The organism is Amaricoccus macauensis, assembly GCF_049800915.1.
Taxonomy (GTDB): Bacteria; Pseudomonadota; Alphaproteobacteria; order Rhodobacterales; family Rhodobacteraceae; genus Amaricoccus; species Amaricoccus macauensis_A.
This window is the reverse complement of sequence record NZ_JBNAFY010000005.1, coordinates 1-25,689: the sequence shown is the minus strand read 5'-3', so window position 1 is coordinate 25,689 and position 25,689 is coordinate 1. Positions and strand designations below refer to the sequence as shown.

Here is a 25,689-nt window from a genome sequence, read left to right as displayed (position 1 = left end):
TAGGTCTCAGACGATCAGGATCGCCCGGAAGTCGTTGACGTTGGTGCCCGTGGGGCCGGTGACCAGCAGGTCGCCTGCCGTGTCGAGCGCGGTCCAGGCGTTGTTGCCAGAGAGAAGTGCGCGGGGATCGGCGCCGGCTGCGCGGATCCGGGTTGCGGTGCCGCCATCGACAAAGCCGCCTGCGTTGTCCTCCGATCCGTCGATGCCGTCCGTGTCGGCGGCGAGGGCATGCACGCCTTCGATCCCGTCGAGATCGAGCGCGAGGGAGAGCAGGAACTCGGAGTTGCGCCCGCCCTTGCCCTTGGCCTTGAGCGTGACGGTGGTTTCGCCCCCCGACAGCAGGACGACCGGCTTCGTGAAGGGACGGTCGCGCGCAGCGATCTCCCGCGCGAGTGCGGAATGGACGCGGGCCACGTCGCGGCTCTCGCCCTCGATCGCGTCTGACAGGATCACCGCCTCGACACCGAGTTCGCGCGCCCTGGCCTGTGCGGCTTCGAGCGAGACCGCGGCCGACGCGATGATATGGACTTCGTTGTTCGCGAAGGCGGGATCGTCGGGGCTGGGGGCGGCGCATTCGTCGCTGGCGAGGTGGTCACGCACGGCTTGGGGCAGGTCGAGCGCATATTCCGCGAGGATCTCGCGCGCGGCCTGCGGCCCCGCCGGATCGGGCACGGTCGGCCCGGAGGCGACCATCGCCGGATCGTCGCCGGGAATGTCCGAGACGATCAGTGAAACGACCTTTGCCGGATGCGCGGCGCGCGCAAGCCGCCCGCCCTTGATCTCGGAGACATGCTTGCGGAGCGTGTTCATCTGGGTGATCGGCGCGCCGGAGGCCAGAAGCGCCCTGTTGACGGCCAGCTCGTCCGCCAGTGTCAGCCCTTCGGGGGGCGCGGGCAGAAGCGCGGAACCGCCACCGCAGACGAGTGCGACCACCAGATCGTCTTCCGTCAGACCCTGAACCGTGTCGAGAAGGCGCTTGGCGGCCAGAAGTCCGGCCTCGTCCGGCTCGGGGTGGGCCGCTTCGAGGACCTCGATCCGCTCGCAGGGCGCGGCGTAGCCGTAGCGGGTGACGACGACGCCTTCCAGCGGCGCATCCCAGTGCTGTTCGAAGGCCTGGGCAAGTTGGGCCGCCCCCTTGCCCGCGCCGATCACCACCGTCCGGCCCTTAGGTTTCTCGGGCAGGAAAGCGGCGACGGATCGTTCCGGCTGCGCGGCGGCAACGGCTGCGTCGAAGAGGGACCGGAGGAAGCCGCGGGGGTCTCGAGGTGCAGTCATCGGATCACTTTCCCTGAAAAACCGGTGGGCGTTTCTCACGCTGGGCGCGCATGCCCTCGGCGTGGTCGGCGGAGGCAAAGCAGCCCCTGACGCGCGCGCGGGCCGCCTCGGTGTCCAGGCAGCCGCGGGAAAGCTCGACGATCGTGCGCTTCATGCCGCGCAGGGCGAGGGGCGCGAGGCTGGAGAGGATCTCGGTAAGCTCGCCCACCTTGGTGTCCAGCTCGCCGGTCTGCACGAGAAAGTCGAGAAAGCCGAGGGAGAGAAGGTCTTCGGCCTCGAAGCGTTCGGCCAGCAGGAACATGCGGCGCGCGGCCTGCGGACCCATCCGGTCCATTGCGCGGCGGATGCCGGCGGGCTCGTAGTGGATGCCGAGGCGGGCGGGTGGCACGAAGGCCTTCACGCCGGTTGCCGCGACCCGGAAATCGCAGGCGAGCGCGAGCTCGGCCCCGCCGCCATAGGCCCCGCCATTGAGGCGGCAGATGGTCGGGACGGGAAATTCCTCGATCCTGTCGCAGAGCGCGGTGAGCGGGTTCTCCGTCCAGTCGCTGCCCGCGACATCGCCGAGCGAGGCCCCGGCGCAGAAGCTTTTGCCGCTGCCGGTGATGACGAGGACGCGAAGCTCGTCCAGCCGGGCCCATTCTTCGAGAAGCGTGGACATCTCGGCAATGGCCGCACGGTTGATCGAATTGTGCGCTTCGGGCTTGTTCAGGGTGATGCGGCCCACGGGGCCTTCGATTTCGCTGTCGATCATGGGTTCAGACCTCGAATTCGGCAAAGACGGGCGCGTGGTCGCTGGGCTTGTCCCAACCCCGAACATGGCGGGCGATGCGGCTGCCACCGGATTTCTCCGCGAGATCGGGGCTGGCCCAGATGTGGTCGAGGCGGCGGCCCTTGTCGGCGGCGTCCCAGTCACGGGCACGGTAGGACCACCAGGAATAGAGCAGGCCGTCGGGGATGTCCTTGCGGGTCACGTCGATCCAGTTGCCGGAGCCCTGGACGGCCGCAAGGCTCTCGACCTCGATCGGCGTGTGCGAGACGACTTTCAGGAGCTTCTTGTGGCTCCAGACGTCATCTTCGCGCGGGGCGATGTTGAGGTCGCCGACAAGGATGGATTGCCGGGGCGGCTCTGCACCGAACCAGCCGCGCATCTCCTCGAGGAAATCGAGCTTGTGGCCGAACTTCTCGTTCACGGCTCGGTCGGGCACGTCGCCGCCGGCGGGGACGTAGAAATTGTGGATCAATGCACCGGAGGGAAGCCGTGCCGCCACATGGCGCGCATCTCCCCTGGCGCAGAAATCGCGCTGTCCTGCATCCTCGATCGGCACCCGGCTGATGATCGCCACACCGTTGTAGCCCTTCTGGCCGCGCGCGACGACGTGCTCGTAGCCGAGCTGGCGGAAGCCTTCGAGCGGCACCTTCTCGACGGGGGATTTCGTCTCCTGAAGGCAGAGGATGTCGGGTGCCTCCTCGGCCAGAAGCTTGAGCACGATGGGTTCGCGCAGCCGGACGGAATTTATGTTCCAGGTGCAGATCTTCAGTGTCATGGAGGCTCCGGAGGGTCGTTGCCGGACTCTTAACGCGCCTGCCCGTGGCGACAACCATTATTTGGCCGGGCCTGGCCGGGCTGGACGGTCCATCAGAGGATGAAGTCGTTGGCTGTGTAGTCCGAGGCCCGGTTCGAGCCGTCCGCGATGACGATCTTCAGTTCGGCTGTTGCGTCGTCGTCCGTATTGCCGAAAATGTAGGTGTCGCTGCCTCTGTTTTCCGCCCAGAGCCGCCCTTCACCGGTCTGTTTGCCGAATTTGAAGGCCTCGTCTCTGACTGTCCCCCAGTTCGCGTCGATCTTGCTGACATCGATGAGGTCACCTTTCCCGTCGCCCGGCTTCTTGAACGCGCGTGAGCCGTCGCCGCGCATGATGGTGTCGAAGTCGGATGTTCTTGATTCCGAATGGCTCCGGAAAACGAAGATGTCGTTGCCTTTGCCGCCGATGAGCGTGTCGGCCCCGATGTCGCCGCGCAAACTGTCGTCGCCGCCCTTGCCCTGGAGCGTGTTGTCGGCCACGTTGCCTCGCAGCCAGTCGCCCGCCGAACCTCCCCTGGCGTTCTCGATCAGGGAGCGGGGGTCCTGTGCGTATTGCAGTGCATTGAAGATGTTTCCGCGGGCGAAGCCGTCGTTCGGGCCGCCGCCGAGATACGAAAGCTGGTCTTCCGAGAAGACCGACCAGCGGCCGGGCCGAAGGTTGATCGAAACCGCGGTGTCATAGTCCGAGAGGTTGTAAGTATCGATGCCACCGCCATCCCAGATCGTGGCGAAGATGCGGTTTTCGCCGGGTTCGAGGGCATCCTCGCCGTCGATCATGGTGTTTCCGCTGTCGGGGCTCCAGCGGTAGACCGTGTCGCCAGCATTGGTTTCGAAATTCGCGCCATAGAGGTGCTGGAGCGCTGCCACATCGAGTGCCATGAAGGTCTGGGGGGCGCCCCATTCCTCGTAGGCGCCGATATCTTCGTCCTCCGTCCCGCCGCCGATAAAGGTGCGGTAGGTCATGATACTGAACTCGTTGCTGTCGACCTGCGCAGGCAGGCGATCGCTGTATCCCTCTTCGTGGCCGTGCTTGAGCCCGAGAGCATGGCCAAGTTCGTGCAGGACAATCAGGTGATGGTCATTCCCGATCTGCGGGTCCAAGTCCGATAGCCAGACGTCGCCACCTTCTTCATTGTCGTCCGGGTAGAAGGCATAGCCACCGCTATAATCGGATGACTTTGTGACGCGGATCTCGGCCTCCGTGCTGCCGCTGCCAGCATAGGTCAGTTCGAGATTGGTGAACCCGCTGACGGTAAAGGCCTGCGCAGCCTCGTAGCGGGAGAGCGAGGCGGTGTTCAGCCCGAGATGGACGGACCGGAGCTGGAGGTTGCTGATCTGCCCAAAACCGGGTTCGTCGAGCACAAGGATGCCGTCCTCGTCGGTGTCATACCTGTAGCAATCTCCGAAGTCGGCGCGACTGTCAGGATCGCTGTAGAAGATCTCCGGATTCTCCCATTTTTCTCCGGCGATGAGGCCGTCGATCGCATCGTAGCCGGTGAACTCCACGGAAATTTCGTGGGAATGTGAAAATGCCATGGCAGAAAATCCATTTATTTACTGCGGGTTTTTCTCAAAAGCTGCGGTGGAATGCGTTTTGAACAAGTAGAGACTGTTTTAATTGGCTGTGTCGTGCAAGATTGAATGATCGTATATTGGGCCTCAGGCCTGTCACAGGGTGGGTGTTGCCTGTTCAGGCCGCATTACCTTCCCGTCGGATTCTCGATATCAGGAAGTGATTGCGGATGACTGGTCTGCCAGTTATCCCGGCAGACAATCGTTTGGGCAGCATCGAGCGCCGGAGACCCCATGGACCCGAGTATTCACCCATTGGCCCCGCATCACATCCCCTGGTATCTGCCGGGACCGGATGGGAGCGACGGGCTTTTCACCTTCACGGTCTGGCTGATGATCGGCCTGTTGCTGGTGATCGGTAACCTCTACCTCAGGCTGCATGCCGTCCCGGAGCGCATGGCGCACTCCACGAACCACACCCAGCAGCAGGCGGTGACGATCTTCGCTCTGCTCGCGCTCTTCACCCACAACAACATCTACTGGGTGTTGGCGCTCTTCATTGCCGTGGTCCGATGGCCGGATATCAGCACGCCGCTCAATGCCATCGCGGATTCGCTGGAACGTCGGGAGGGCCGGAGGATCAAGCCCGATTTCGACCCGGCACCAACCGGGACGGGCGCACCCGAGGCGGAGCCGGTGACCCGCGAGACGCAGAGCCGGGGCGGGGAGGTCTGAACCGATGGTCGAACTCTTTCTCTGCTCGCTTCTGACCGTCTTTCCGGACTATTTCCTGCGCCGCCATTTCCAGGGCAAGCGCTGGGGCAAGGAAATCACCTTCTTCACCATGTGGTACGAGCTGCGCTGGGGGATCACGGCCTGCGTGCTCCTGACGGTGACCCTCATCACCATTGTGTTCTTCTACCACCCGACGACGACCAATGTGACGCCGTTCTTCCGTACCCAGACGATCCTGCCGGAAGTCGGCGGCCGGGTGCGCGAGGTCTATGTCGGGAACGATCAGTTCGTCGAAGCGGGCGACCGGCTCTTTGCCTATGACGATTCGACCCAGCGCGCGGCCGTGGCGGCGGCGGAGCAGAAGGTTGCCGAGGTCGAGGCGAGCTTCTCGGTCGCGCAATCCCAGATCCTGGTTCAGGACGGTCTGATCCAGCAGGCGGAAGGGGCCTATCAGCAGGCGCTCGAACAATACGAGACCCGCGTCGCGCTCATGGCGCGCGATCCGAATGTGGTCACGACCCGCGAGCTCGAACAGCTCGAGAACGCCGTTCAGGGGCGCCTGGGGGCGCTCGAAGCGGCGAAGGCACAGAAGACGGTTGCGGAGAACAATCTCGAAACCGTTCTCCCGGCTCAGCTTGCCAGCGCGCGTGCAGCTCTCACCCAGGCCGAGGTGGAGCTTGAAAAGACGGTGATCTATGCCGGTGTCGATGGCACGGTCGAGCAGTTCACCCTGCGTCCGGGCGACTATCTCAATCCGATCCTTCGACCTGCGGGCATCCTGATCCCTGCGGATGCGGGCTTCGGGCGGGTTCAGGCGGGTTTCGGGCAGCTCGCTGCAACGGTCGTGAAGCCTGGCACGGTGGCCGAGGTGAGCTGCTTCACGCGGGCCTTCAAGATCTATCCCATGGTGGTCACGGATGTGCAGAACGTGATTTCGGCGGGGCAGATCCGGCCCACGGATCAGCTCATCGACCTGCAGGACTCGGCGCGCCCCGGCACGCTCACGGTCTACATGGAGCCGCTCTATGAAGGGCAGTTCGACGAGATCCCGCCGGGAAGCAAGTGTCTGGCGAATGCCTACACCAACAACCACGACCGGTTGCATGACGAGGATCTCGGCCTGGGAACCTACCTCTTCCTGCACATGGTCGACACGGTGGGCCTGATCCACGCGCTGATCCTGCGAATCCAGGTCATGCTCGGCCCGGTTCAGACCCTGGTATTCTCGGGCCACTAGAGCCCGATGGAGGGGGGCGCTGCCTTGCGCCCTCCTTGCGGCGACCCTCAGTTTGGCGCGGGTCAGCCCGCCGTTGGCATCGCGCGCTCCACGAGCCTGGCCCAGTAGGAGCAGCCAGTTGGGATGGCTTCATCGTTGAAATCGTATTTCGGGTGGTGAAGTGCGGGGCCTTCGCCAATGCCCATGAAGAGAAAGGCGCCGGGGCGGGCCTGGAGCATGTAGGAGAAATCCTCCGCACCGAGAACGGGCGGGACGTCGCCGAGCGTGCTGTCGGGGCCGGAGATCTCGCGAGCGACGTCCGTTGCGAAGCTGGTCTGTGCGGCGTGGTTCACGGTGACCGGATAGCCCCGGATGTAATCGAGGCTCGCTTGCGCGCCGGCGGCCGCGGCGGTGCCTTCGACGATGGCCTTCATTCGGCCTTCGATGAAATCACGGGTTTCCTCATCGAGGGCCCGCACGGTGCCGCGCAGCTTCGCCCGCTCGGGAATGACGTTGAAGGCCGAGCCCTCGGTATTCAGCCCGGTGACGGAGACCACGGCGGCCTTTGCCGGGTCCATGTTGCGCGCCACGATGGTCTGGAGCGCGAGCACGACCTGGCTCGCGACGACCGTGGGATCGATGCAGGTGTGGGGGTAGGCGGCATGGCCGCCGCGACCCGTGATCTCGATGCGAAAATTGTCGGATGAGGCGAGATAGGCGCCGGGGCGGGTGGCAAACTCGCCCAGGGGGCGGGTGGGATCGTTGTGGAGGCCGTAGACCTCCTGGATGCCGAAACGCTCCATCAACCCGTCCTGCACCATCTCGAGCCCGCCACCGCCGCCTTCTTCTGCGGGCTGGAAGATCAGCACCGCCGTGCCGTCGAAATTCCGTGTCTCCGCAAGGTATTGCGCGGCGCCGAGCAGCATGGCGGTGTGCCCGTCGTGGCCGCAGGCATGCATGGCACCGGGTGTTTCGGAGGCGTAGGGCGCCCCGGTTTCCTCAAGGATGGGCAGGGCGTCCATGTCCGCGCGCAGCCCGATCACCTTGCCTGAACCGTTCGAGCGCCCCCGGATCACGCCGACGACGCCGGTGCGACCCAGACCCGTCACGACCTCGTCGCAACCGAAGGCGCGGAGCTTTTCGGCGACGAGGGCGCTGGTGCGGTGGGTCTCGAACTGGATCTCCGGGTGGCGGTGGATGTCGCGGCGCCATTCGGTGATTGCGGGCGCGAGATCGGCGAAGCGGTTGACGACTGGCATGGTGTCCTTTCAGGCGGTTCGGCAGGGATCCGGGCTTGCCCGGACCCGGGAGCGGCGCGGGACGGGCGCGCGGGCCGGGTTTCTTCGGGCGAACAGGGGTTTAGCTCATGCATATTAAATGCATATCTCATGCAGATTTCATACATACGAATTCGGCATGTGGGCAATGCGCATCCCCGTGCGGACCTCGATGCCGGATGGACCCCGTCGCGGCGATGATCCGCGGATCGTGACGCCCCTTGTGGCTCTTTCTCGGAACAATCGGGCCCGGCCCGCGTTGGCACACTCAGACGCGGCTGGAATGCCGCAGAGGCAAATTGAGGAGTCAGACATGCAGATCAAGGACGTCATGAGCAATCATCCTGTGACGGTCGCGCCCGAGCAGACGCTGGCCGAGGCCGCGGAAATCATGCGCCGGATCGATACCGGGTTCATCCCGGTCGGTGAGAACGATCGGCTGATCGGAACGATCACGGACCGCGACATCGTCATCAACGGACTGGCCCAGGGCAAGGCGGCGGACAGTGCCGTGAGAGACGCCATGTCGAGCGACCTTTACTATTGCTACCAGGATCAGGATGTCGGCGAAGTTGCCCGGAACATGGGTGAGCAGCAGATCCGCCGGATGCCGGTCGTCGATCGCGAGAAGAAGCTGGTGGGCATCGTCTCGCTGGGCGATCTTTCCACGGAAGGCGCTGCATCGGCGGCGGGCGCGGCATTGGAACTGATCTCCGAGTGATCGGCGATATTCGGGCGGACCGCGAGTGAGGTTCACGTGAAGGGAGGAAACCCGTGTCGAACGCGACCGGACACCCAGGCCCTTGGCCTGGGTGTTTGTGTTTGGGGCGGAGGGTTGCCCGATACTCCGTTTCGTCAGATGCCCCGTGCGATCTCTCGCAGGATCGCGTCGGCATGGGTCCAGAGAATGGCGCTGCCGGCCCCGTCGATCCGGTTCAGGTTGGCATCCGGCAGGCGCGCGGCGAGGGTGGCGCCGAGATCGGGGGAATGGACCGGGCTGGCATCCTCGCGCCCGAACCAGAGCCGCACCGGACAGTCGAGATCCTCAAGCCGGAACGGCCAGGGCGCGAGGGCGAGGATCGTGTCGCGGGCATAACCGGCGGCACCCTGCCGAAAGCCCGCGGCAAGGCTCGCGCGATAGAGCTGGGCGAAGGTCTCGCTGGCGTAGAAGGCGCGATCCTGCGGGCTGCTCATGGTCTCGATCATCTGCCAGAGCCAATCGGCCGTCGCGGTCGCCGTGATTTCCTCTTCAAGCGCCGGGCCGTCGCCCGCGGCACGACGGACGAAATCGGCCACCGGCGGGGGCAGTTGCGTCAGCACATCCGGGTGTGCCAGCTCGTCCTGACCCGAGACAAGGGAGACCGCCGGAACGACGCCTTCCGCGGCCAGCGCGAGCGCAAAGGGCGCACCCTGGGAAAAGCCGATTGCCGCGACGGCATCGAGGCCGAGATGGTCCAGAAGAGCGCGCACGTCCCGCGCGAAACTGGTGAAGCTCTTGCCGCTGTCAGGCTCGGAGCCGCCAAGACCGGGACGATCAACTGAGATCAGGCGCAGGCTTTCCCGTTCGGCTTCGCGTTCTCCGAACGGCATTGGGCCTGCCATGCCCGCGCCGGGGCAGACGATTACGGCACGGCCCTCCGGGGTGCCCCATTCGTGCCAGGCCAGCCAGCGGCCCCCCGGAAGGCAAAAGCGGTGCGAGCGGGTCATGCTTCGGGTCTCCGAGAGTCCATGGCCGATGTGGGGTACTCAGTTCGCGAGATGGTCGATGAGGCGTCGCATGAAATCGTCTGCCGCGTCGAGTTGCGAGAGGGTGATGAACTCGTCGGGCTGGTGGGCCTGGAGGATGGAGCCGGGGCCGCAGACCACCGTGGAGAGGCCTTTCTCCTGAAACTGCCCCGCTTCGGTCTGGTAGGAGACGACATGGGTGCCATTGTCACCGGTGAGGCTGCGCGCGATCCGCTCGGCGGGGCCGTCGGCTTCGGGTTCGAGCGGGGGAATGGTGATGGTGCTCTCGAGCGTGAGGCTGGCTTCGGGACGGATAACGCGCATTTCCGCCTCGAGCCTGGCGGCCTCGGTTTCCATCGTCTTCTGCCATTCGCCGATGTCCTCGTCGGGCATGACGCGAATTTCACCGATGAAGCTGCAATCGCGCGCGGTGATGTTCTTCGCGGTACCCCCGGAGATCACACCCACATGGAGCGTGGTGAAGGGCGGCACGAATGCGTTGTCGGTGGCGTTGCGGGCGTTCTCGGCCATGACCTCGTTCGTCCAGTTCACCATGCGCGCGGCCATGGAGATGGCGGAGACGCCGGTGTGGACGAGGCTCGAATGCACCTCGTAGCCGCGGGCATGGCCGTGAAATTCCCAGCTGCCCTTGTGGCCCGTCACGACCCGCATGTCCGAGGGCTCGCCGACGATCACCGCTTCGGGGCGCGGCAGGGTGGCGAGGATCGCGTCGATCATTTCGGGTGCCTTGAGGCAGCCGATTTCCTCGTCATGGCTGAGCGCAATGATGATCGGGCGCTGGAGGTTCGCCGCAAGCATTTCCGGCACCATGGCGAGGCTGGCCGCGCAGAAGCCCTTCATGTCGCAGGTGCCGCGCCCAAAGAGCCGACCTTCGCGTTCGGTCAGTGTCCAGGGGTCGCTCGACCAGTCCTGGCCCTCGGTGGGCACCACATCGGTATGGCCCGAGAGAACCACGCCGCCGGGTACATCGGGGCCGATCCGGGCGAAGAGGCTGGCCTTCTCGCCGGTCTCGTCCGGCACGCGCCAGGTCGGCACGCCGTGGGAGGCGAGGTATGCGTCCACGAAGCCGATCAGGCCGAGGTTGCTCCGCGTGGAGACCGTCGGGAAAGAGACCAGGCGGGCGAGCATGTCGCGGGTGCTGAACCGGTTCTGCATTGGGGAGCCTTCACATCTGAAGCGCGAGCCTCGGGATTCTGCCCCGGAGCGTCAAGACGCAGTTGACTGTTGAGCGGCTTTGGAAGTTGATGTTTAGTCATCGCGTTGATTGCTGGTTCCATGCGCCTTGGTCGAGTGAATGACAAGGCGTGCGGTCGGATACAAGGGGGTAGCCATATGCTGGATGGATCGGATCCGATCCTGCAGGTGTCGGATCTCAAGACAGTGTTCGCGACGCGCGACGGCGATGTCCATGCGGTCAATGGTGTCACCTTTTCCATTCAGGCAGGCGAGCTTCTGGGGGTCGTGGGCGAAAGCGGATCGGGCAAGTCCGTGACGATGATGGCGCTCATGGGGCTGTTGCCGAGCCCGCCCGCGAAGATCGCCGGGGGCTCGATCCTCTACCAGGGGCGCGAAGTGCGCGGGCGGTCGGCCAAGGAGATGCGGCGGCTGCGCGGCGGCGAGATCGGTTTCGTCTTCCAGGACCCGATGACGAGCCTCAACCCGGTCTTCACCGTGGGCTACCAGATCGTGGAGCCGATCCGGAAGCATCTGGGCCTCTCGAAGCGCGCGGCGCGGGCGCGGGCCGCCGATCTGCTCGACCTGGTGGGCATTCCCGATGCGCGGCGGCGGCTCGACGATTTCCCGCACCAGTTCTCGGGGGGCATGCGCCAGCGGGTGATGATCGCCATCGCGCTTTCCTGCGATCCAAAGGTTCTGATTGCGGACGAGCCCACGACGGCGCTCGATGTCACCATCCAGGCGCAGATCCTCGAGATCGTGCGCGATCTGCGCGAGAAGCTCGGGATGGGGATCATCTGGATCACCCATGATCTCGGTCTCGTGGCCGGGATCGCGGACCGGGTGATGGTGATGTATGCGGGTCATGTGGTGGAGCACGGCACGGTGGAGCGGATCTTCCGCGCGCCCCAGCATCCCTATACCCGCGCGCTTCTCGGCACGATCCCGAACCTAACCGGCCCGCGCGCCGAGCGGCTCGCCTCCATCGAGGGACAGCCGCCGATCCTGATGGAGGAGCCGCGGTCCTGTCCCTTCGCGCCGCGGTGCAGCCATGTGTTCAACCGCTGTCGGGTGGAGAACCCGTCGCGCCGCTTCGTGGCCGATGGCCATGACGTGGCCTGCTGGTGGGATTTCCGAACCGATGAGGCCTATCGTGGCGGATGAATTGGGTCGCACGGACGAAGAGGGCCAGCGCGAGGATGGTGCCGCGGGCGAGGTGCCGGAAGCGGAGGAAGCCGTGACGGAGCCTCCTGCCGAGGCCGGGCCGCTGGTGCAGGTGGATGGCCTGAAGATGCATTTCCCGATCTACAGCGGGCTCTTCCGGCGCCAGACGGGCGTGGTGAAGGCGGTGGACGATCTCAGCTTCGAGATCGCACGCGGCGAGACGCTGGGGCTGGTGGGGGAAAGCGGCTGCGGGAAATCGACCGCGGGGCGTGCGCTTCTGCGGCTCTATGATCCGACGGCCGGCTCCATCCAGCTCGACGGTCGCGAGATCTCCGGGCTCAAGGGGGATGCGCTGCGCAAGCTGCGGACCCGGATGCAGATGATCTTCCAGGACCCGCAAGCGAGCCTCAACCCGCGCATGACCGTGGGCTCGATCATCGCCGAGCCCCTGGCCGAGCACGCCGCCCTCGGTCGCAGGGAGATGCGGGCGCGGGTGCTGGAACTGATGGACCAGGTGGGGCTGAACCGCTCCTTTGCCAATCGCTATCCGCATGAGTTTTCCGGTGGGCAGCGGCAGCGGATCGGGATTGCGCGCGCGCTGGCGCTGAACCCGGATTTCATCGTCTGCGACGAGCCCATTGCCGCCCTCGACGTCTCGATCCAGGCGCAGGTTGTGAACCTGCTTGAAGATCTGCAGAGAAGTCACGGTCTGACCTACCTTTTCATCAGCCACGACCTCTCGATGGTGCGCCATCTCGCGACGCGGGTGGCGGTGATGTACCTGGGCCGGATCATGGAGATCGGTCCGCGCGACGGGCTCTATGCCAACCCGCTTCATCCCTACACCGAGGCGCTTCTCTCGGCGGTGCCGGAGGCCGATCCGGAAGCAGAGGGCGCGCGCGAGCGGATCGTGCTGACCGGGGACGTGCCGAGCCCGAGCAATCCGCCAAAGGGCTGTGTCTTCTGCACGCGCTGCCCGAAGGTCTTCGACCGGTGCCGTGTGGAGGTGCCGGAACTCAGGGACGCGGGCGAGGGGCGGCGGGTGGCCTGTCACCTGATCGAGGAAGCGCAGGTGGCCGCGTGAGCCGAGCCACCGGGAATTCTGAATGCAAGCAGCGATTTACAAGGAGAAACGGATGAAGTTGAGACCCATACTGGCGGCGGGTGTCGCGATGGCGACCCTCGGTGCCACATCTGCCTTCGCCGAGCGCGGCACGGATGGGCAGGTGAACATCCTTTACTGGCAGGCGATCTCGACGATGAACCCGTTCCTGTCGAACGGCACCAAGGATCTCGAGGCCTCCAGCCTGGTGCTCGAGCCGATGGCGCGGTTCAACGAGAGGGGCGAGATGGTGCCCTGGCTCGCGCAGGATATCCCGACGCTGGACAACGGCGGCTTCTCCGAGGATTTCACCACCATCACCTGGAAGCTGAAGGAAGGCCTGCTCTGGTCCGACGGCTCGCCGGTGACGGCGGCGGACGCGGTCTTCACGTGGGAATACTGCATGCACCCCGAAGGCGGCTGCGCACAGGCCACGAACTTTTCCGGCGTGGAGAATGTCGAGGCGCTGGACGACCTGACGGTGCAGGTGACCTTCTCCGAGCCGAAGCCCTATCCCTACGGGCCGTTCGTGGGGCATTTCTCGCCGATCATCCAGCAATCGCAGTTCGCGGACTGCATGGGTGCGCGGGCACCGGAATGCACCGAGGCGAACTTCTATCCGATCGGCACGGGGCCGTTCGTGGTGAAGGATTTCAAGGCCAACGACCTTGTCTATCTCGAAGCCAACCCGAATTTCCGCGATCCCGAGAAGCCGGCATTTGCCTCCGCGCTCATCAAGGGGGGCGGGGATGCAGCCTCGGCGGCGCGCTCGGTGCTGGAAACGGGCGAGTTCGACTATGCCTGGAACCCGCAGGTGGAGCCCGAGATCCTGGCGCAGATGGAAGCGGCGGGGAACGGCGAAATCATCGCGGCCTTCGGATCGCTGGTCGAGCGCCTGATGATCAACCAGTCCAACCCGGACCCGGCACTGGGTGACGAGCGCTCCACGCTGGCGCATCCGCACCCGTTCCTGACCGACAAGGCGGTGACCAAGGCGCTGAGCCTCGCCATCGACCGCGAGATCCTCGTGGAGGCGGGCTATGGTGCGGCGGGCAAGATCACCTGCAACATCATCCCCATGCCGGAGATCAACGTCTCGACCAACAACGACTGGTGCATGACCCAGGACATGGACGAGGCCAACCGCCTGCTCGACGAGGCCGGCTACACGCGCGGCGGCGACGGCATCCGCGAGAAGGACGGCGTGCGCCTGAGCGTGCTCTACCAGACCTCCACGAACTCCGTGCGGCAGGCCGCGCAGGCACTGATCAAGCAGTGGTGGAACGAACTGGGTGTCGAGGTGGAACTGCGCCAGATCGACGGTGCGGTGTTCTTCGGCGGTGATCCGGGCTCGCCCGACACGTTCCAGAAATTCTATGCCGACGTGCAGGAATACGCCAACAACTACAACGGCACGGACCCGGAAGAGTATCTGGGCGACTGGACCTGCGCCGAGGTGCCGCGCCCCGAGACCCAGTGGCAGGGCAGCGGCGACGCGCGACATTGCGATCCAGAATACGACGCACTCTGGGCCGAGCTCGGCAAGACCGCGGGCGAAGAGGAACGGGCCGAGATCATCATCAAGCTCAACGACATGATCGTCAATTCCGGCTCGTACATCCCGCTGGTCTATCGTGGTCGTGTGGCGGCGAAGTCCAACACCCTCGGCGGTGTCGTCATGAACCCGGTCGACAGCGAGATCTGGAACACCGCGGACTGGTATCGCGTGGAATGATCCCAGCGCGGCGGGTGGCGTGAGCGCGCCATCCGCCCAGCCGACGGAGTACGCCCCGGCATGTTTACCTATACGATCCGGCGATTGCTTTTCGCCATTCCGACGCTGCTTGTGATCAGCTTCATCATCTTTGCATTGCTGGATCTCTCGCCGGGGGATCCGACCTCCAACCTGCCGCTCACGATCCCGCCGGAAGTGCGCGAGCAGATCCGCATGAGCCTCGGGCTCGGCGAACCTTTTTTCGTGCGTTACCTCAAGTGGCTCGAGCAGTTCTGCATCAATGAGCCGCTCAACGTCTTCGAGCAGATGACGGGTATTACCGTGGGCGATGGCGAACGGATGCGCGTCATCAGCTGGCAGACCCGCTCCCCGGTGGTGGACCTGATCGTCGAGCGGATGCCGCAGACGCTCTGGGTCGTGGGAATGTCCTACGTGGTGGGCACGCTCATCGCGGTTCCGATCGGGGTGATCTCCGCCTACAAGCAGTATTCCTGGTTCGATCAGTTCGGGACGTTCTTCTCGATGGTCGGGTTCTCGGTGCCAACCTTCTTCACCGGGCTCCTCGTGATCGTGATCTTCTCGGTGCAGCTCGGCTGGCTGCCCTCGATCTACGACACGAACCTCCAGGTGACGAACCTCGAGACGTTCTGGCTTCAGGTGAAGCAGATGATCATGCCTGTGGGGGTGCTGGCGCTCTATTTCGCGGCGCAGACGAGCCGCTTCATGCGCGCCTCGACCCTCGACAACCTCAACCAGGATTACGTCCGCACCGCGCGGGCCAAGGGCATGGGCGAGAGCAAGGTGCTGCTCGTGCATGTGCTGCGCAACAGTCTCATCCCGGTGGTGACGGTGGTGGCGCTTGGCGTGCCGCAGATCTTCGGCGGTGCCATCATCACCGAGCAGATCTTCCGGGTAAACGGGCTGGGGCAGCTTCTGATCACCGGCATCCAGGGCACGGATATTCCGCTGGTGCAGACGCTGACCTTCATTTTCGCGATCCTGATCGTGCTCTTCAACCTGATCGCCGACCTGCTCTACGGCATTCTCGACCCGAGGATCCGCTATGACTGACGCCACCGCCCAGACCAGCCCCGGAGACATCACGACGCCCGAGCATTCGCTCTGGAGCGATGTCTGGTATCAGTTCCGCCACCATCGCGGAGCGATGCTCGGCATGATCATCTTCCTGGTGATCGTCTTCGCGGTGATCTTCGGGCCGGCGATTCACAATGTCGATCCGAACTACATCGACGTGCGCGCGCGCAACGCCGCGCCCTCGCTCGCGCATCCCATGGGCACCGACAACATCGGCCGCGACCTCTTCGCGCAGGTGCTTCAGGGCGGGCGGGTGTCGCTTCTCGTGGGCGTGACGGCGATGCTGCTTTCGCTTGTGCTCGGGACCCTCGTGGGCGTTCTGTCGGGCTTCTTCCGCTGGCTCGACGGTCCGCTTATGCGGGTGACGGATCTCTTCCTTGCGCTGCCGCTTCTGCCGCTTCTGCTCGTCATCATCATGCTCTTTCGCGACTCGCTGCGTTCGGCGTTCGGGCCGGAATCGGGGATCTTTCTGCTGATTGTCTTCGTGATCGGCATCACGAGCTGGATGCAGACCGCGAGGATCGTGCGCGGCGATGTGCTGGCGCTGAAGGAGCGGGAGTTCGTACTGGCGGCGCGCTCCATCGGCACGCCGTCGCGGCGGATCATCTCGCGCCATATCCTGCCCAATATCCTCTCGCCGATCATGGTCTCGGCGACGCTGGGGGTTGCGAACGCCATCATCACCGAATCCGCGCTGAGCTTCCTGGGGCTCGGCTTCCCGTCGGATTTCCCGACCTGGGGGCGGCTGCTCTATGACGGGGCGAATTTCATGACGCTGACGCCCGCGCGGGTGATCTGGCCGGGGCTGGCGATCTCGCTCACGGTGCTCAGCATCAACTTCATCGGTGACGGGCTGCGCGATGCGCTCGATCCGCGAATCAGGGGGCGGTAGGGGAGGCATCTGCCTCGCTGGTATACCAGTTGACGTGAAAGTGAATTCCGGCCCCTTGGGTTGGAATCCTCGGCCTCACGGGCGCGGTCGGAGCGAGCGCGCTTCGGAAAATACTGGTGCTCTCCAGACCTTACCGATTTGGCGATCATTGACGCAGGGTTTCGCGTTAAGGGCGAACTGTGGCCCGGAGGCGACACGCGGTTAACCTCGTGTCAATTGCTGCATTGCAAAATAATCGGATTGGCAAATATGTCCTTCTTAGGAATGCACTGCGTGCAATAATTGAACATTCGTTCAAGTGGGTTTCGCAAATGCAGCGAAAACCTTGGCGGCGGAAAGGTCTTGTTAACCATAAGCGCGCGCAATGCCGGTAGAGTGGTCAGTAAGGAAAAAACAGATGGCATACGGGCTGCCGCACATCAGTTTCCTGGGATACCCGGTTCCCGTCCCCTGTGCGGGACATGCGGGGCTGGGGTTCCGCGAGGCGCAACCGGGCGATGAGCCTGAAATCATTGCGCATCTTCGGGCGCTTGACCCGGAAGACCGGCGGATGCGTTTCTGCACCACGGTCAACGACGCGCATCTGGTCCGCCACGCCGAAGGGATCTGGGAGCGCAGCTCCTTCGCGATCACGGCCCACGACGGGCCGCTCTGGTCCGGCCCGTTCAACCGGCCCGGCGCAATCCGGGCAATGGCCGAGCTTTCGGTTAACGGCGACATGGCCGAGGTCGGGGTTTCCGTCGATCGCGGGCTGCGCCGTCGTGGCGTGGGCACCTATCTGATCCAGACGGCCGCGCGGCTTCTGGCGCAGCGGGGCGTGCGCAAGATCGTGGCTTTTACCATGCCGGGCAACAAGTCGTTCCTGGCGCTTTCACGCAAGGCGGGGGCGGATGTGACCTGGGACATGGACGAGGTCGAGATCCTCTTCGACGTGGCCGAGCTCAATCGCGCCTATCTCCAGCGGCGGCTTGGCGAGCAGGTTTTCCACCGGGTGGCCTGACCCGCGGATTTCATGCGTTCTTCAAGATCGAAGGCTTGCACCGGCTGACCACAGTTCTAACCTAAGATCAGGTTATCAGGACATTTGGAGGCAAGTCGGATGGCAAACGAAACGAAGGGCGACGTGGCGGAAAAGGTGAGCACCGAGAAGCTCTCCCAGGATATCGAGACGCTGAAGGCGGACATGTCGCAGATCGTCGGCACGTTGCGCGAACTGGGGCTCCAGTCGAAGGACACGGCGGTCGAGGTCGGGCGCCGGCGCTACGAGCTCGCGCGTCAGAAGGGCCAGGACCAGGTCGACTACCTGCGCGGCACGGCGGACGATCTGAGCCAGCAGGCGACGGACGCGGTGCGCGAGCGGCCCGCCACGGCGCTTCTGATCGCGGCCGGGATCGGCATGCTTTTCGGTCTGCTTTCGGCCCGCAAGTAAGCGCATGATCCGCGAACACATGATGTTGTCGGCCGAGCTGCGCACTCGGGCACTGGTTCGGTCGATCCTCTGGTCTCTCCTGGCGCTGGTGGCCGCGATCGGGGGGCTAGGGTTCCTCGGCGCGGCGCTTTGGCTCTGGATGGAGGTGCATCTGGGCGCGGTGGCGGCCTCGGCGATATTGGGTTGCGTGTCGCTCCTGGTCGCGCTTCTGGCGGTGGCTTTCGCATCCGCCTCGCGCGTGCGTCAGCCTCTGCCGAAGGCGAAGATCGGGGTGGACGATCTTGCGGAGGCGTTCCTCGCGGCAGTCGAACTGGGACGCTCTGCGCGTCGCAGGAAATAGGGCCCTGCGCCTTCGGTCTTGAAAATCGGGTCGGTCTGGGGCATCCATGGCCCATGAAGAAGCAGGCTGACCTGATTACGCTCTCGATTTGCTGCTGACCCGTTCCGCGGCGCGCTTCTTCGTTCCCATTTCCGGATACATGTGATAGCTCGCCGCGCCGACAAGGCAGCAGATCCGAGGCAGTGCGAGGCGACATGACCGAGATCACGCTCTACAACACCCGGACGAAGGCCAAGGAACGCCTTGCGCCCATCGACCCTCGGAACGTGCGGATGTATGTCTGCGGGCCGACGGTCTATGATCGGGCGCATATCGGCAACGCGCGCCCCGTGGTGGTGTTCGACACGCTGTTTCGCCTGCTGCGGCATGTCCATGGCGAAAGCCATGTGACCTATGTGCGCAATTTCACGGATGTGGACGACAAGATCAACGCACGGGCGCAGCGCGACGGTCGCGCGATCCGCGACATCACCGACGAGACCATCGGCTGGTATCACGAGGACATGGACGCGCTCGGTGCGCTCCGGCCGAGTTTCGAGCCGCGGGCGACGGAATACATCGGCCAGATGATCGCGATGATCGAGACGCTGGTGGCGAAGGGTCATGCCTATGCCGCCGAGGGGCATGTGCTGTTCTCGGTCTCGAGCTATCCCGACTACGGCAAGCTCTCGCGGCGCTCACTCGACGAGATGCGCGCGGGTGCGCGGGTCGAGGTGGCGCCCTACAAGCGCGATCCGATGGATTTCGTGCTCTGGAAGCCCTCGAGCGACGACCTTCCGGGGTGGGAGAGCCCCTGGGGGCGCGGCCGGCCGGGCTGGCATATCGAGTGCTCCGCCATGGCCCATGACCTGTTGGGCGAGAGCTTCGACATTCACGGCGGCGGGATCGATCTCGCCTTTCCGCATCACGAGAACGAGGTAGCGCAATCCTGCTGCGCGCATCCCGAGGGCCAGTTCGCGAAGATCTGGATGCACAACGGCTATCTCCAGGTCGAGGGCGAGAAGATGTCGAAGTCGCTCGGCAACTTCTTCACTGTTCATGACCTGCTCGAGAAGGGTGTGCCGGGCGAGGTGATCCGTTTCGTGCTGCTCTCCACCCATTACCGCCAGCCCATCGACTGGACGGAGGCGAAGGTGGAGGAGGCGACCAAGACGCTGCGCAAGTGGCGGGCGCTGATCGAGGGCATCGAACCCTCTTCCAGCGCGGCCTCGACTGTCGTCGATGCCCTGGCGGACGATGTGAATACGGCGGGTGCCATCGCGGAACTGCACAAGCTCGCGAGTGCCGGCGATGCCGCGGGCCTTAAGGCTTCTGCCGGTTTTCTGGGGCTTCTAAGCGATGATCTTGGCGCATGGGCCGAAGCACCCACGGCGGATGCGGATGTGGGAGCCACGATCGAGGCGCTTCTGGCCGAGCGCGCGGCCGCGCGGAAGGCGCGCGATTTCGCGCGGGCCGACACCTTGCGTGATGGGTTTGCCGCAGCCGGGGTTCTGGTGAAGGACACGGCGGCGGGAGCGACCTGGGAACTTGCGCCCGACTTCGACGCGGCGAAACTGGAGGCGCTGAGATGACCAGGACCTTTTTCACGCCCAGACCTGCCGTTTCGCCCGGAGCTCGCGACGGGCAGCGCGCCCGACCCGCCCCCCAGGGCGGGCGCGCTTCGCGCTTCCACCCTCGGGCCGGGGCGCTGCCACCGACCAGCGGAGGATACGGACAATGACCCGCGAGCGGCTCTATCTCTATGACACGACGCTGCGCGACGGGCAGCAGACGCAAGGCGTGGATTTCTCGACCGAGGACAAGGTGGCGATTGCCAAGGCGCTCGACGACCTGGGCCTCGACTATATCGAGGGCGGTTGGCCGGGGGCGAACCCGACCGACAGCGCGTTTTTTGCCAGTTCGCCGAAACTGGCGCGCGCGGAGCTGACGGCCTTCGGAATGACGAAGCGCGCAGGCCGCTCAGCAGAGAACGACGATGTGCTCGCCGGAGTGGTGAATGCCCGGACCGGTTCCGTCTGCCTCGTGGGCAAGACCCATGACTTTCACGTCCATACCGCACTTGGCATCTCGCTTGAGGAAAACCTCGTAAATATCCGGGATTCCATCGCTCATCTGGTTGCGTTGCGGCGCGAGGCGCTTTTTGACGCCGAGCATTTCTTCGATGGCTACCAGGCCAACCCCGCCTATGCGCTCGAGTGCCTCAGGGTGACCCATGAGGCGGGCGCGCGCTGGATCGTGCTTTGCGATACCAATGGCGGGACGCTGCCGGGCGAGATCGGACGGATCGTGGCTGAGGTCATCGCGGGCGGCATTCCCGGTGACCGGCTCGGCATCCATACTCACAACGACACCGAACAGGCGGTGGCGGGCAGTCTTGCCGCGGTGGATGCGGGCGTGCGCCAGATCCAGGGCACGTTGAACGGATTGGGGGAGCGCTGCGGCAATGCCAATCTGGTGAGCCTCATTCCGACGCTGCTCCTGAAGGAGCCCTATGCCAGCGGCTTCGAGATCGGGGTGAGCCGGGCCAAGCTCGCGGAGCTGACGCGGGTGAGCCGGATGCTCGACACGATCCTCAACCGCGTGCCCAACCGGAGTGCACCTTACGTCGGTTCCTCGGCCTTTGCGCACAAGGCGGGATTGCACGCGAGCGCGATCCTCAAAGACCCGACCACCTACGAGCATGTGCCGCCCGAAGTGGTGGGAAACACGCGGTTCGTGCCGATGTCGAACCAGGCGGGGCAGTCGAACCTGCGCAAGCGTTTGGCGGAGGCGGGCATTGCGGTGGAAGCGGGCGATCCACGGCTGAGCCGCATCCTGGACGAGGTGAAGGCGCGCGAGGAACGCGGGTTTTCCTACGACAGTGCCTCCGCCAGTTTCGAGTTGCTCGCGCGCGAGGTGCTGGGGCTGATGCCCGTGCCGCGATTCTTCGATGTGGAGCGCTACAGGGTGACGGTGGAACGGCGGCTCGATGCCGCAGGCGAACCGGTGACGGTCTCTGAAGCCGTCGTGGTGGTCAGGATCGGGGACGAGCGGATGATGAGCGTTTCCGAGAGCCGCGACCCCGAGAGCCATGCGGATCAGGGGCCGGTCAACGCACTGTCGCGTGCGCTCGCGAAGGATCTCGGTCCCTACCAGACATCCATCGACGAGATGAAGCTGGTGGATTTCAAGGTGCGCATCACCACGCGCGGCACCGAGGCCGTAACGCGGGTGTTGATCGACAGCGAGGACAAGCAGGGGCGGCGCTGGTCCACTGTGGGGGTTTCGGCCAATATCGTCGATGCCAGTTTCCAGGCGGTTCATGACGCGATCCTGTGGAAATTGGTACGCGATCAGGCCGAGGTCGCGGGGGTTGCGTGAGCGCGGAGGCCTGTTCCGAGCTTGTCCGACGCGGGGACGAGGACCGCTGGCGCGCGGCCATGGCGGCGCCGGAGGCTGTGCGCGGCGGGCTGATGGCGCTCTATGCCTTCAATCTCGAGATCGCGCGGGCGCCTTGGGTTGCGTCCGAGCCGATGTTGGCGGAGATCCGGTTACAATGGTGGCGCGATGCGCTCGAGGAGATCTATGGCGGGGCCGCGCCGCGTCGCCACGAGGTCGTTCTGCCCCTAGCGGCGGCAATTCGGGAACTGCGGCCGCCGCGGGCACTTTTCGACGAGACCATCGACGCGCGACGGCGGGATCTGGAGGCGGCGCCCTTCGCGGATCTGGCGGCCCTCGAGGCGCATGTGAACCGGACGGCGGGGCATGTGGCGGTGCTGGCCGCGGTGCTTCTGGGCGCGGATGACAGATCACTTGGCGTGGTGCGGGAGTTTGCCTGCGGTGCGGGGCTGGTGAGCTTTCTGGCAGCACTGCCGGGTTATGAGGCGCATGGGCGTTTTCCTCTGCCGCGCGGCCTCGAGCCTGCGGATGTAGCGGCTCGCGCCTCGGAGCGAATCGCGGGAGCCCGCGCCCGGCGCGGGGATGTGGGGGACGAGGCGCTGCCGGTGATGCTGCACGGCACGCTGTCCGCCGCGCGGCTCGATGCGGCCCGCAAGGGTCGGGACGGATTTGACCCCAAGGGTTTGGTGCTCTCGGAGTTTTCGGCACGCGCACGGCTCGCCTGGGCAGCGGTGAGCGGGCGTTGGTAAAGATAATCTAGTCAGATCAGCGACTTGGATCCTCTTCCCCATAGCGTTCTCTTCAGGGCGCTTTCGGTCGAGGATGGAGGCATTGGCGGTCGACGCTTTGGCTACGGCGTGGCACGCATCATGGCGGACAGCGATCCTGCTCAAGGGTAAGCATCCTAGCGCCTTTGCGAATTTCAACTTTATCCGTGTGGCTGCACCGATCGAATAGCTTTCGCAATCCACCCGGTTCAGTTCGTTCTGCTGGATGCTTCGTTTGGTATCGAAATGGGTTGTGGTATCGCGCTATCTGCCTTCATGAGCGCCAACAAAAAAACGTGATCTCCAATCCGCGTCCCGGGCGTACACGAAGATTGCAAATAGGCGAAAATTTGCTTCCAATCGAATTGTCTCCAAGTTACGTCTTGCGTGTTTCTTGCTGTTTGCGTGCGTCATGAGTTCAGTTCGGGGGTATAGTGGGTGTGATGAAATTGAAGTACAGGCCCGAGATAGATGGCCTGAGAGCGATTTCTGTTGTATCTGTAATTGTTTATCACGCCGGTTTTCGCGTTCCCGAAGGCGGATTTCTGGGCGTGGACATATTCTTCGTGATCAGCGGCTTTCTGATCACAAGCATCATACTGGATGATCTTGCCCGCAAGGAATTCAGTTTCATCAAATTCTATGAGCGTCGCGCGCGTCGAATTCTGCCGGCTCTGATGCTGGTTGTTCTCTGTTGTTTGCCGTTCGCCTGGTTCTGGCTTCTGCCCGAGGACATGAAGGATTTCTCCCAGAGCCTTCTGGGGGTTGCGACCTTTCTGTCCAATGTCGTGTTCTGGTCGGAAACGGGATATTTCGATACCGCAGCTGAACTGAAGCCGCTCCTCCATACGTGGAGTCTGGCGATCGAAGAACAGTATTACATCATCTTTCCCGTGGTGATGATTGTCATCTTCCGGTTTGGCTACAAGGTTACCGCTGCATGTCTCGCTTTGATGTTTGTCGCGAGCCTGGCTGCATCCGAGTGGACTGCCTACAATGCGCCCTCCGCCGGTTTCTATTTGTTGCCGACGCGCGGTTGGGAGCTTCTGATCGGTTCATTCTGTGCTCTCTATTTGCACAATCGCGGGCGCGGGAGCCGACGGAGCAAGTCAGCCATCCTGGCGGAAACCGCCGGCCTTCTGATGATTCTTGCTTCGATTTTCTTCTATACCAACGAAACGCCGCATCCGAGCGCGTATACCCTCGTGCCGACGATCGGGGCCGCTCTCATCATCCTGTTTTCCCGCAGGGGATCGCCAGTTCAGCGTTTGCTGGGGTCCAGGTTGCTCGCAGGTATAGGACTGATTTCCTACAGTCTGTATCTCTGGCATTTTCCGGTATTCGCCTTCTATCGCTACAGGATGTCCCAAGAACCCGTGGACGGTCCCTGGCCGCTCATGATCGCTGCGATCGTCATGCTGAGCTATCTGAGCTGGAAATTCGTCGAACGGCCGTTCCGGAACAGGAATACCGTTTCTCGCCCCGTGATATTCGGGTTCAGCGCAGTGTCGCTGGTCGCGATTGCAGCTGTCGGTGTCGGTGGACAGCTTACCTGGGGCTACCACCCCTATCGACCGATGATGCAGCAGGTTGTGATAGATTTGCCCACGGTCCGGACCACGCACTGCTTCAACGAAGGTCGGCGGAGCATTGATGAGATCGAGGCCGGTGATATCTGCACGGTCGGCGGTGAGGAAATTCATGCGGCGATCATTGGTGACAGTCACGCCGGCGCCCTTCTGGACGCCTTGGATGATCTGGGTGTCACGGATGATCGCGGCTTCTGGACATTCAGCGAGGCGTACTGCCCGCCCGCGCTCGGGTTCGTGCTGAACAGATACGGGAACCAGTGCGGACCAAAACGAGAGGTATCCTTCGAGAAGATACTGCAGAACGAGAGTATCCGGGATGTGGTTCTGGTTCTGAACTGGGGTATCTATACCCAAGGGTGGCGTGACAAGCTCGTCCCGTCCGCGGCGACCTTGAATGGCGTGCGATCTGCCGACATTTCTGAGAACCCCGAACTTCTGGAAACAGCGCTGACGCAATCTATCGAGAAGCTGAATTCGGAAGGAAAGAATGTGATCATTCTTGGTCCTGGTCCTGAATTCACGTCACGTGTTCATGACTATGTCGAGAAGGTCAGGCTATTTGGCCAACCTGTCGATCGAAACGAAATGGCGGTGACGCGTGAGGAATTCGAGAAGCGGAATGCCGAGGCATTCGCAATTCTGGCAGGTATTGACAGCGCCGACGTCGTGCCCGTGCATGATTTGTTCTGTGATTCCACAATGTGCAGGGCGCTAGACGGAAAAGGACGGCCCCTGTTCAGTGATACCAATCACGTGAACAAGGATGGTGCAGATTTGGTCGCAGAGCTGATCTATGAGTCTCTTATCGATGCAAATCTGCAAGAACCTGCCGATTGATATACCGTATCACATGATGGAGCTATAAAGTTGGTACGCTAACGAATATTGTCTCGGCTGGTGCATGGCGCGCTGGGGGGCAGTATTTGGTTGATTGACCGACTGCCATTTGCCGTGACCAAAGCGAGGATTGGTAGGGGTGGAATTTGAATGGCGACGGTAAGCGTCCGTGCGGACAATCTATTTACGTTTTATCTGAATGGCGTCGAGGTTCTTTCCGGTTCGAGCTGGGCGCAGGTCTACACGGCCGATCTTGATATCGAGGCAGGCGATGTCATTGCGCTGAGTGCGACGGACACCGGTGGGGCCGGTGAGGTATTCGTCGATATCGCATATGAGGACGGCACGCGATACGGGTCCGGGACGGACTGGCGCGTGGCGACCAGTGTTTCGGGCGATGGCTGGCTCCAGTCGGGCTTTGACGACAGTGGCTGGGCGCAAGCGACGAGCTATGGAACGGCCTCGACCGGACGGCTGGCCGGAACCGGACAGTCCCTTCCTGAGGGCAGTGAAGCCGAATGGATCTGGAGCGACCAGTATTACGCCGACAACGCGGTCTATTTGCGTTGGACCGTGGGTGATGCTTCCGGAAACACCCCACCCACGGTGTCCAATCCGATTGCCGATCAGACCGTCACCGTTGGTGAAACATTCAACATCGCCATTCCCACCGATACGTTCTTCGACTCGGATGGTGACGCGCTGAGCTACAGCGCCACGCTTGGCAATGGGGATCCTCTTCCGGCCTGGCTGACGTTCGACGCCCAGACCGGGGTCATTTCAGGCACGGCCCAGAACGAGGGCACGGCGACCATCGTCGTGACTGCCGATGACGGCAA

At 63.7% G+C, this 25,689-nt stretch carries 23 protein-coding genes; 16 read left to right on the top strand and 7 right to left on the bottom strand.

The genetic code is table 11. From position 1 onward, the window contains the following. Window positions 1–6: 6 nt before the first annotated feature. The 4 genes from ACP15W_RS13480 to ACP15W_RS13465 all read right to left on the bottom strand — a co-directional run bounded on the left by ACP15W_RS13480 (window position 7) and on the right by ACP15W_RS13465 (window position 4,393). Entirely contained in the window at window positions 7–1,275 is a 1,269-nt protein-coding gene (locus ACP15W_RS13480; RefSeq protein ID WP_424933436.1) for a glycerate kinase type-2 family protein, read from the bottom strand. Window positions 1,276–1,279: 4 nt separating this feature from the next. Then, window positions 1,280–2,026 carry an enoyl-CoA hydratase/isomerase family protein gene (locus ACP15W_RS13475; RefSeq protein WP_424933435.1) on the bottom strand — a complete coding sequence of 249 codons (747 nt, stop codon included), beginning with the start codon at window positions 2,024–2,026 and terminating at the stop codon, window positions 1,280–1,282. Between the two features lie 4 nt (window positions 2,027–2,030). Then, window positions 2,031–2,819 (bottom strand): exodeoxyribonuclease III, encoded by a 789-nt coding sequence (locus tag ACP15W_RS13470; RefSeq protein ID WP_424933434.1) that lies wholly within the window; start codon window positions 2,817–2,819, stop codon window positions 2,031–2,033. A 92-nt stretch (window positions 2,820–2,911) separates the two neighbouring features. Continuing rightward, window positions 2,912–4,393 (bottom strand): M10 family metallopeptidase, encoded by a 1,482-nt coding sequence (locus ACP15W_RS13465; protein ID WP_424933433.1) that lies wholly within the window; start codon window positions 4,391–4,393, stop codon window positions 2,912–2,914. 270 nt (window positions 4,394–4,663) lie between these two features. Between ACP15W_RS13465 and ACP15W_RS13460 the strand changes: the two genes are divergently transcribed. After that, entirely contained in the window at window positions 4,664–5,104 is a 441-nt protein-coding gene (locus ACP15W_RS13460; RefSeq protein ID WP_424933432.1) for a hypothetical protein, read from the top strand. Window positions 5,105–5,108: 4 nt separating this feature from the next. After that, window positions 5,109–6,341 carry an HlyD family secretion protein gene (locus ACP15W_RS13455; protein ID WP_424933431.1) on the top strand — a complete coding sequence of 411 codons (1,233 nt, stop codon included), beginning with the start codon at window positions 5,109–5,111 and terminating at the stop codon, window positions 6,339–6,341. A gap of 62 nt (window positions 6,342–6,403) precedes the next feature. Here ACP15W_RS13455 and ACP15W_RS13450 read toward each other — a convergent pair whose 3' ends face one another. After that, window positions 6,404–7,579, bottom strand: a complete 1,176-nt coding sequence (locus ACP15W_RS13450; protein ID WP_424933430.1) for a M20 aminoacylase family protein — start codon at window positions 7,577–7,579, stop codon at window positions 6,404–6,406. Between the two features lie 331 nt (window positions 7,580–7,910). Between ACP15W_RS13450 and ACP15W_RS13445 the strand changes: the two genes are divergently transcribed. After that, a complete protein-coding gene (locus ACP15W_RS13445; RefSeq protein ID WP_424933429.1) occupies window positions 7,911–8,318 on the top strand; it encodes a CBS domain-containing protein in 408 nt (135 codons plus the stop codon). 134 nt (window positions 8,319–8,452) lie between these two features. On the opposite strand, the gene ACP15W_RS13440 is transcribed toward ACP15W_RS13445, so the two are convergent. Both ACP15W_RS13440 and argE read right to left on the bottom strand, forming a co-directional pair. After that, on the bottom strand, window positions 8,453–9,304 hold the full coding sequence (locus ACP15W_RS13440; protein ID WP_424933428.1) for an alpha/beta fold hydrolase: 852 nt from the start codon (window positions 9,302–9,304) through the stop codon (window positions 8,453–8,455). Between the two features lie 39 nt (window positions 9,305–9,343). Further along, window positions 9,344–10,498 carry an acetylornithine deacetylase gene (argE, locus tag ACP15W_RS13435; protein WP_424933427.1) on the bottom strand — a complete coding sequence of 385 codons (1,155 nt, stop codon included), beginning with the start codon at window positions 10,496–10,498 and terminating at the stop codon, window positions 9,344–9,346. Window positions 10,499–10,675: 177 nt separating this feature from the next. On the opposite strand from argE, the gene ACP15W_RS13430 reads away from it, so the two are divergent. From ACP15W_RS13430 to ACP15W_RS13370, 13 genes are all read left to right on the top strand, one after another. Beyond that, window positions 10,676–11,683: an ABC transporter ATP-binding protein gene (locus ACP15W_RS13430; RefSeq protein WP_424933426.1), complete on the top strand. Its 1,008-nt coding sequence runs from the start codon at window positions 10,676–10,678 to the stop codon at window positions 11,681–11,683. Between the two features lie 73 nt (window positions 11,684–11,756). Then, window positions 11,757–12,767 (top strand): ABC transporter ATP-binding protein, encoded by a 1,011-nt coding sequence (locus ACP15W_RS13425; protein WP_424933743.1) that lies wholly within the window; start codon window positions 11,757–11,759, stop codon window positions 12,765–12,767. Window positions 12,768–12,819: 52 nt separating this feature from the next. After that, on the top strand, window positions 12,820–14,520 hold the full coding sequence (locus ACP15W_RS13420; protein ID WP_424933425.1) for a peptide ABC transporter substrate-binding protein: 1,701 nt from the start codon (window positions 12,820–12,822) through the stop codon (window positions 14,518–14,520). 60 nt (window positions 14,521–14,580) lie between these two features. Continuing rightward, a complete protein-coding gene (locus ACP15W_RS13415) occupies window positions 14,581–15,591 on the top strand; it encodes an ABC transporter permease (RefSeq protein WP_424933424.1) in 1,011 nt (336 codons plus the stop codon). Then, window positions 15,584–16,507, top strand: a complete 924-nt coding sequence (locus tag ACP15W_RS13410; RefSeq protein ID WP_424933423.1) for an ABC transporter permease — start codon at window positions 15,584–15,586, stop codon at window positions 16,505–16,507. The genes ACP15W_RS13415 and ACP15W_RS13410 overlap by 8 nt, the downstream gene beginning before the upstream one ends. Before the next feature lie 397 nt (window positions 16,508–16,904). Next, complete coding sequence (locus ACP15W_RS13405) at window positions 16,905–17,507, top strand: N-acetyltransferase family protein (protein WP_424933422.1); 603 nt, start codon at window positions 16,905–16,907, stop codon at window positions 17,505–17,507. A 99-nt stretch (window positions 17,508–17,606) separates the two neighbouring features. Continuing rightward, window positions 17,607–17,936, top strand: a complete 330-nt coding sequence (locus ACP15W_RS13400) for a DUF883 family protein (protein WP_424933421.1) — start codon at window positions 17,607–17,609, stop codon at window positions 17,934–17,936. Between the two features lie 4 nt (window positions 17,937–17,940). Continuing rightward, window positions 17,941–18,276 carry a hypothetical protein gene (locus ACP15W_RS13395; protein WP_424933420.1) on the top strand — a complete coding sequence of 112 codons (336 nt, stop codon included), beginning with the start codon at window positions 17,941–17,943 and terminating at the stop codon, window positions 18,274–18,276. 194 nt (window positions 18,277–18,470) lie between these two features. Beyond that, complete coding sequence (gene cysS, locus ACP15W_RS13390) at window positions 18,471–19,847, top strand: cysteine--tRNA ligase (protein WP_424933419.1); 1,377 nt, start codon at window positions 18,471–18,473, stop codon at window positions 19,845–19,847. 145 nt (window positions 19,848–19,992) lie between these two features. Continuing rightward, on the top strand, window positions 19,993–21,636 hold the full coding sequence (gene cimA, locus ACP15W_RS13385; RefSeq protein ID WP_424933418.1) for a citramalate synthase: 1,644 nt from the start codon (window positions 19,993–19,995) through the stop codon (window positions 21,634–21,636). After that, window positions 21,633–22,403, top strand: coding sequence for a phytoene/squalene synthase family protein (locus ACP15W_RS13380; RefSeq protein ID WP_424933417.1), 771 nt, complete (start codon window positions 21,633–21,635; stop codon window positions 22,401–22,403). Before cimA ends, ACP15W_RS13380 begins: the two co-directional genes overlap by 4 nt. A 461-nt stretch (window positions 22,404–22,864) precedes the next feature. Then, entirely contained in the window at window positions 22,865–24,850 is a 1,986-nt protein-coding gene (locus ACP15W_RS13375; protein ID WP_424933416.1) for an acyltransferase family protein, read from the top strand. Window positions 24,851–25,000: 150 nt separating this feature from the next. Next, window positions 25,001–25,689, top strand: a 689-nt coding sequence (locus ACP15W_RS13370) for a putative Ig domain-containing protein (RefSeq protein ID WP_424933415.1), incomplete at its 3' end; no start/stop codon positions are given.

Excerpts from the sequence above, each read along its gene's own strand:
- ACP15W_RS13480 (WP_424933436.1), bottom strand. The coding sequence starts at position 1,275 with ATGACTGCACCTCGAGACCCCCGCGGCTTCCTCCGGTCCCTCTTCGAC.
- ACP15W_RS13475 (WP_424933435.1), bottom strand. The coding sequence starts at position 2,026 with ATGATCGACAGCGAAATCGAAGGCCCCGTGGGCCGCATCACCCTGAAC.
- ACP15W_RS13470 (WP_424933434.1), bottom strand. The coding sequence starts at position 2,819 with ATGACACTGAAGATCTGCACCTGGAACATAAATTCCGTCCGGCTGCGC.
- ACP15W_RS13465 (WP_424933433.1), bottom strand. The coding sequence starts at position 4,393 with ATGGCATTTTCACATTCCCACGAAATTTCCGTGGAGTTCACCGGCTAC.
- ACP15W_RS13460 (WP_424933432.1), top strand. The coding sequence starts at position 4,664 with ATGGACCCGAGTATTCACCCATTGGCCCCGCATCACATCCCCTGGTAT.
- ACP15W_RS13455 (WP_424933431.1), top strand. The coding sequence starts at position 5,109 with ATGGTCGAACTCTTTCTCTGCTCGCTTCTGACCGTCTTTCCGGACTAT.
- ACP15W_RS13450 (WP_424933430.1), bottom strand. The coding sequence starts at position 7,579 with ATGCCAGTCGTCAACCGCTTCGCCGATCTCGCGCCCGCAATCACCGAA.
- ACP15W_RS13445 (WP_424933429.1), top strand. The coding sequence starts at position 7,911 with ATGCAGATCAAGGACGTCATGAGCAATCATCCTGTGACGGTCGCGCCC.
- ACP15W_RS13440 (WP_424933428.1), bottom strand. The coding sequence starts at position 9,304 with ATGACCCGCTCGCACCGCTTTTGCCTTCCGGGGGGCCGCTGGCTGGCC.
- argE (WP_424933427.1), bottom strand. The coding sequence starts at position 10,498 with ATGCAGAACCGGTTCAGCACCCGCGACATGCTCGCCCGCCTGGTCTCT.
- ACP15W_RS13430 (WP_424933426.1), top strand. The coding sequence starts at position 10,676 with ATGCTGGATGGATCGGATCCGATCCTGCAGGTGTCGGATCTCAAGACA.
- ACP15W_RS13420 (WP_424933425.1), top strand. The coding sequence starts at position 12,820 with ATGAAGTTGAGACCCATACTGGCGGCGGGTGTCGCGATGGCGACCCTC.
- ACP15W_RS13415 (WP_424933424.1), top strand. The coding sequence starts at position 14,581 with ATGTTTACCTATACGATCCGGCGATTGCTTTTCGCCATTCCGACGCTG.
- ACP15W_RS13410 (WP_424933423.1), top strand. The coding sequence starts at position 15,584 with ATGACTGACGCCACCGCCCAGACCAGCCCCGGAGACATCACGACGCCC.
- ACP15W_RS13405 (WP_424933422.1), top strand. The coding sequence starts at position 16,905 with ATGGCATACGGGCTGCCGCACATCAGTTTCCTGGGATACCCGGTTCCC.
- ACP15W_RS13400 (WP_424933421.1), top strand. The coding sequence starts at position 17,607 with ATGGCAAACGAAACGAAGGGCGACGTGGCGGAAAAGGTGAGCACCGAG.
- ACP15W_RS13395 (WP_424933420.1), top strand. The coding sequence starts at position 17,941 with ATGATCCGCGAACACATGATGTTGTCGGCCGAGCTGCGCACTCGGGCA.
- cysS (WP_424933419.1), top strand. The coding sequence starts at position 18,471 with ATGACCGAGATCACGCTCTACAACACCCGGACGAAGGCCAAGGAACGC.
- cimA (WP_424933418.1), top strand. The coding sequence starts at position 19,993 with ATGACCCGCGAGCGGCTCTATCTCTATGACACGACGCTGCGCGACGGG.
- ACP15W_RS13375 (WP_424933416.1), top strand. The coding sequence starts at position 22,865 with ATGAAATTGAAGTACAGGCCCGAGATAGATGGCCTGAGAGCGATTTCT.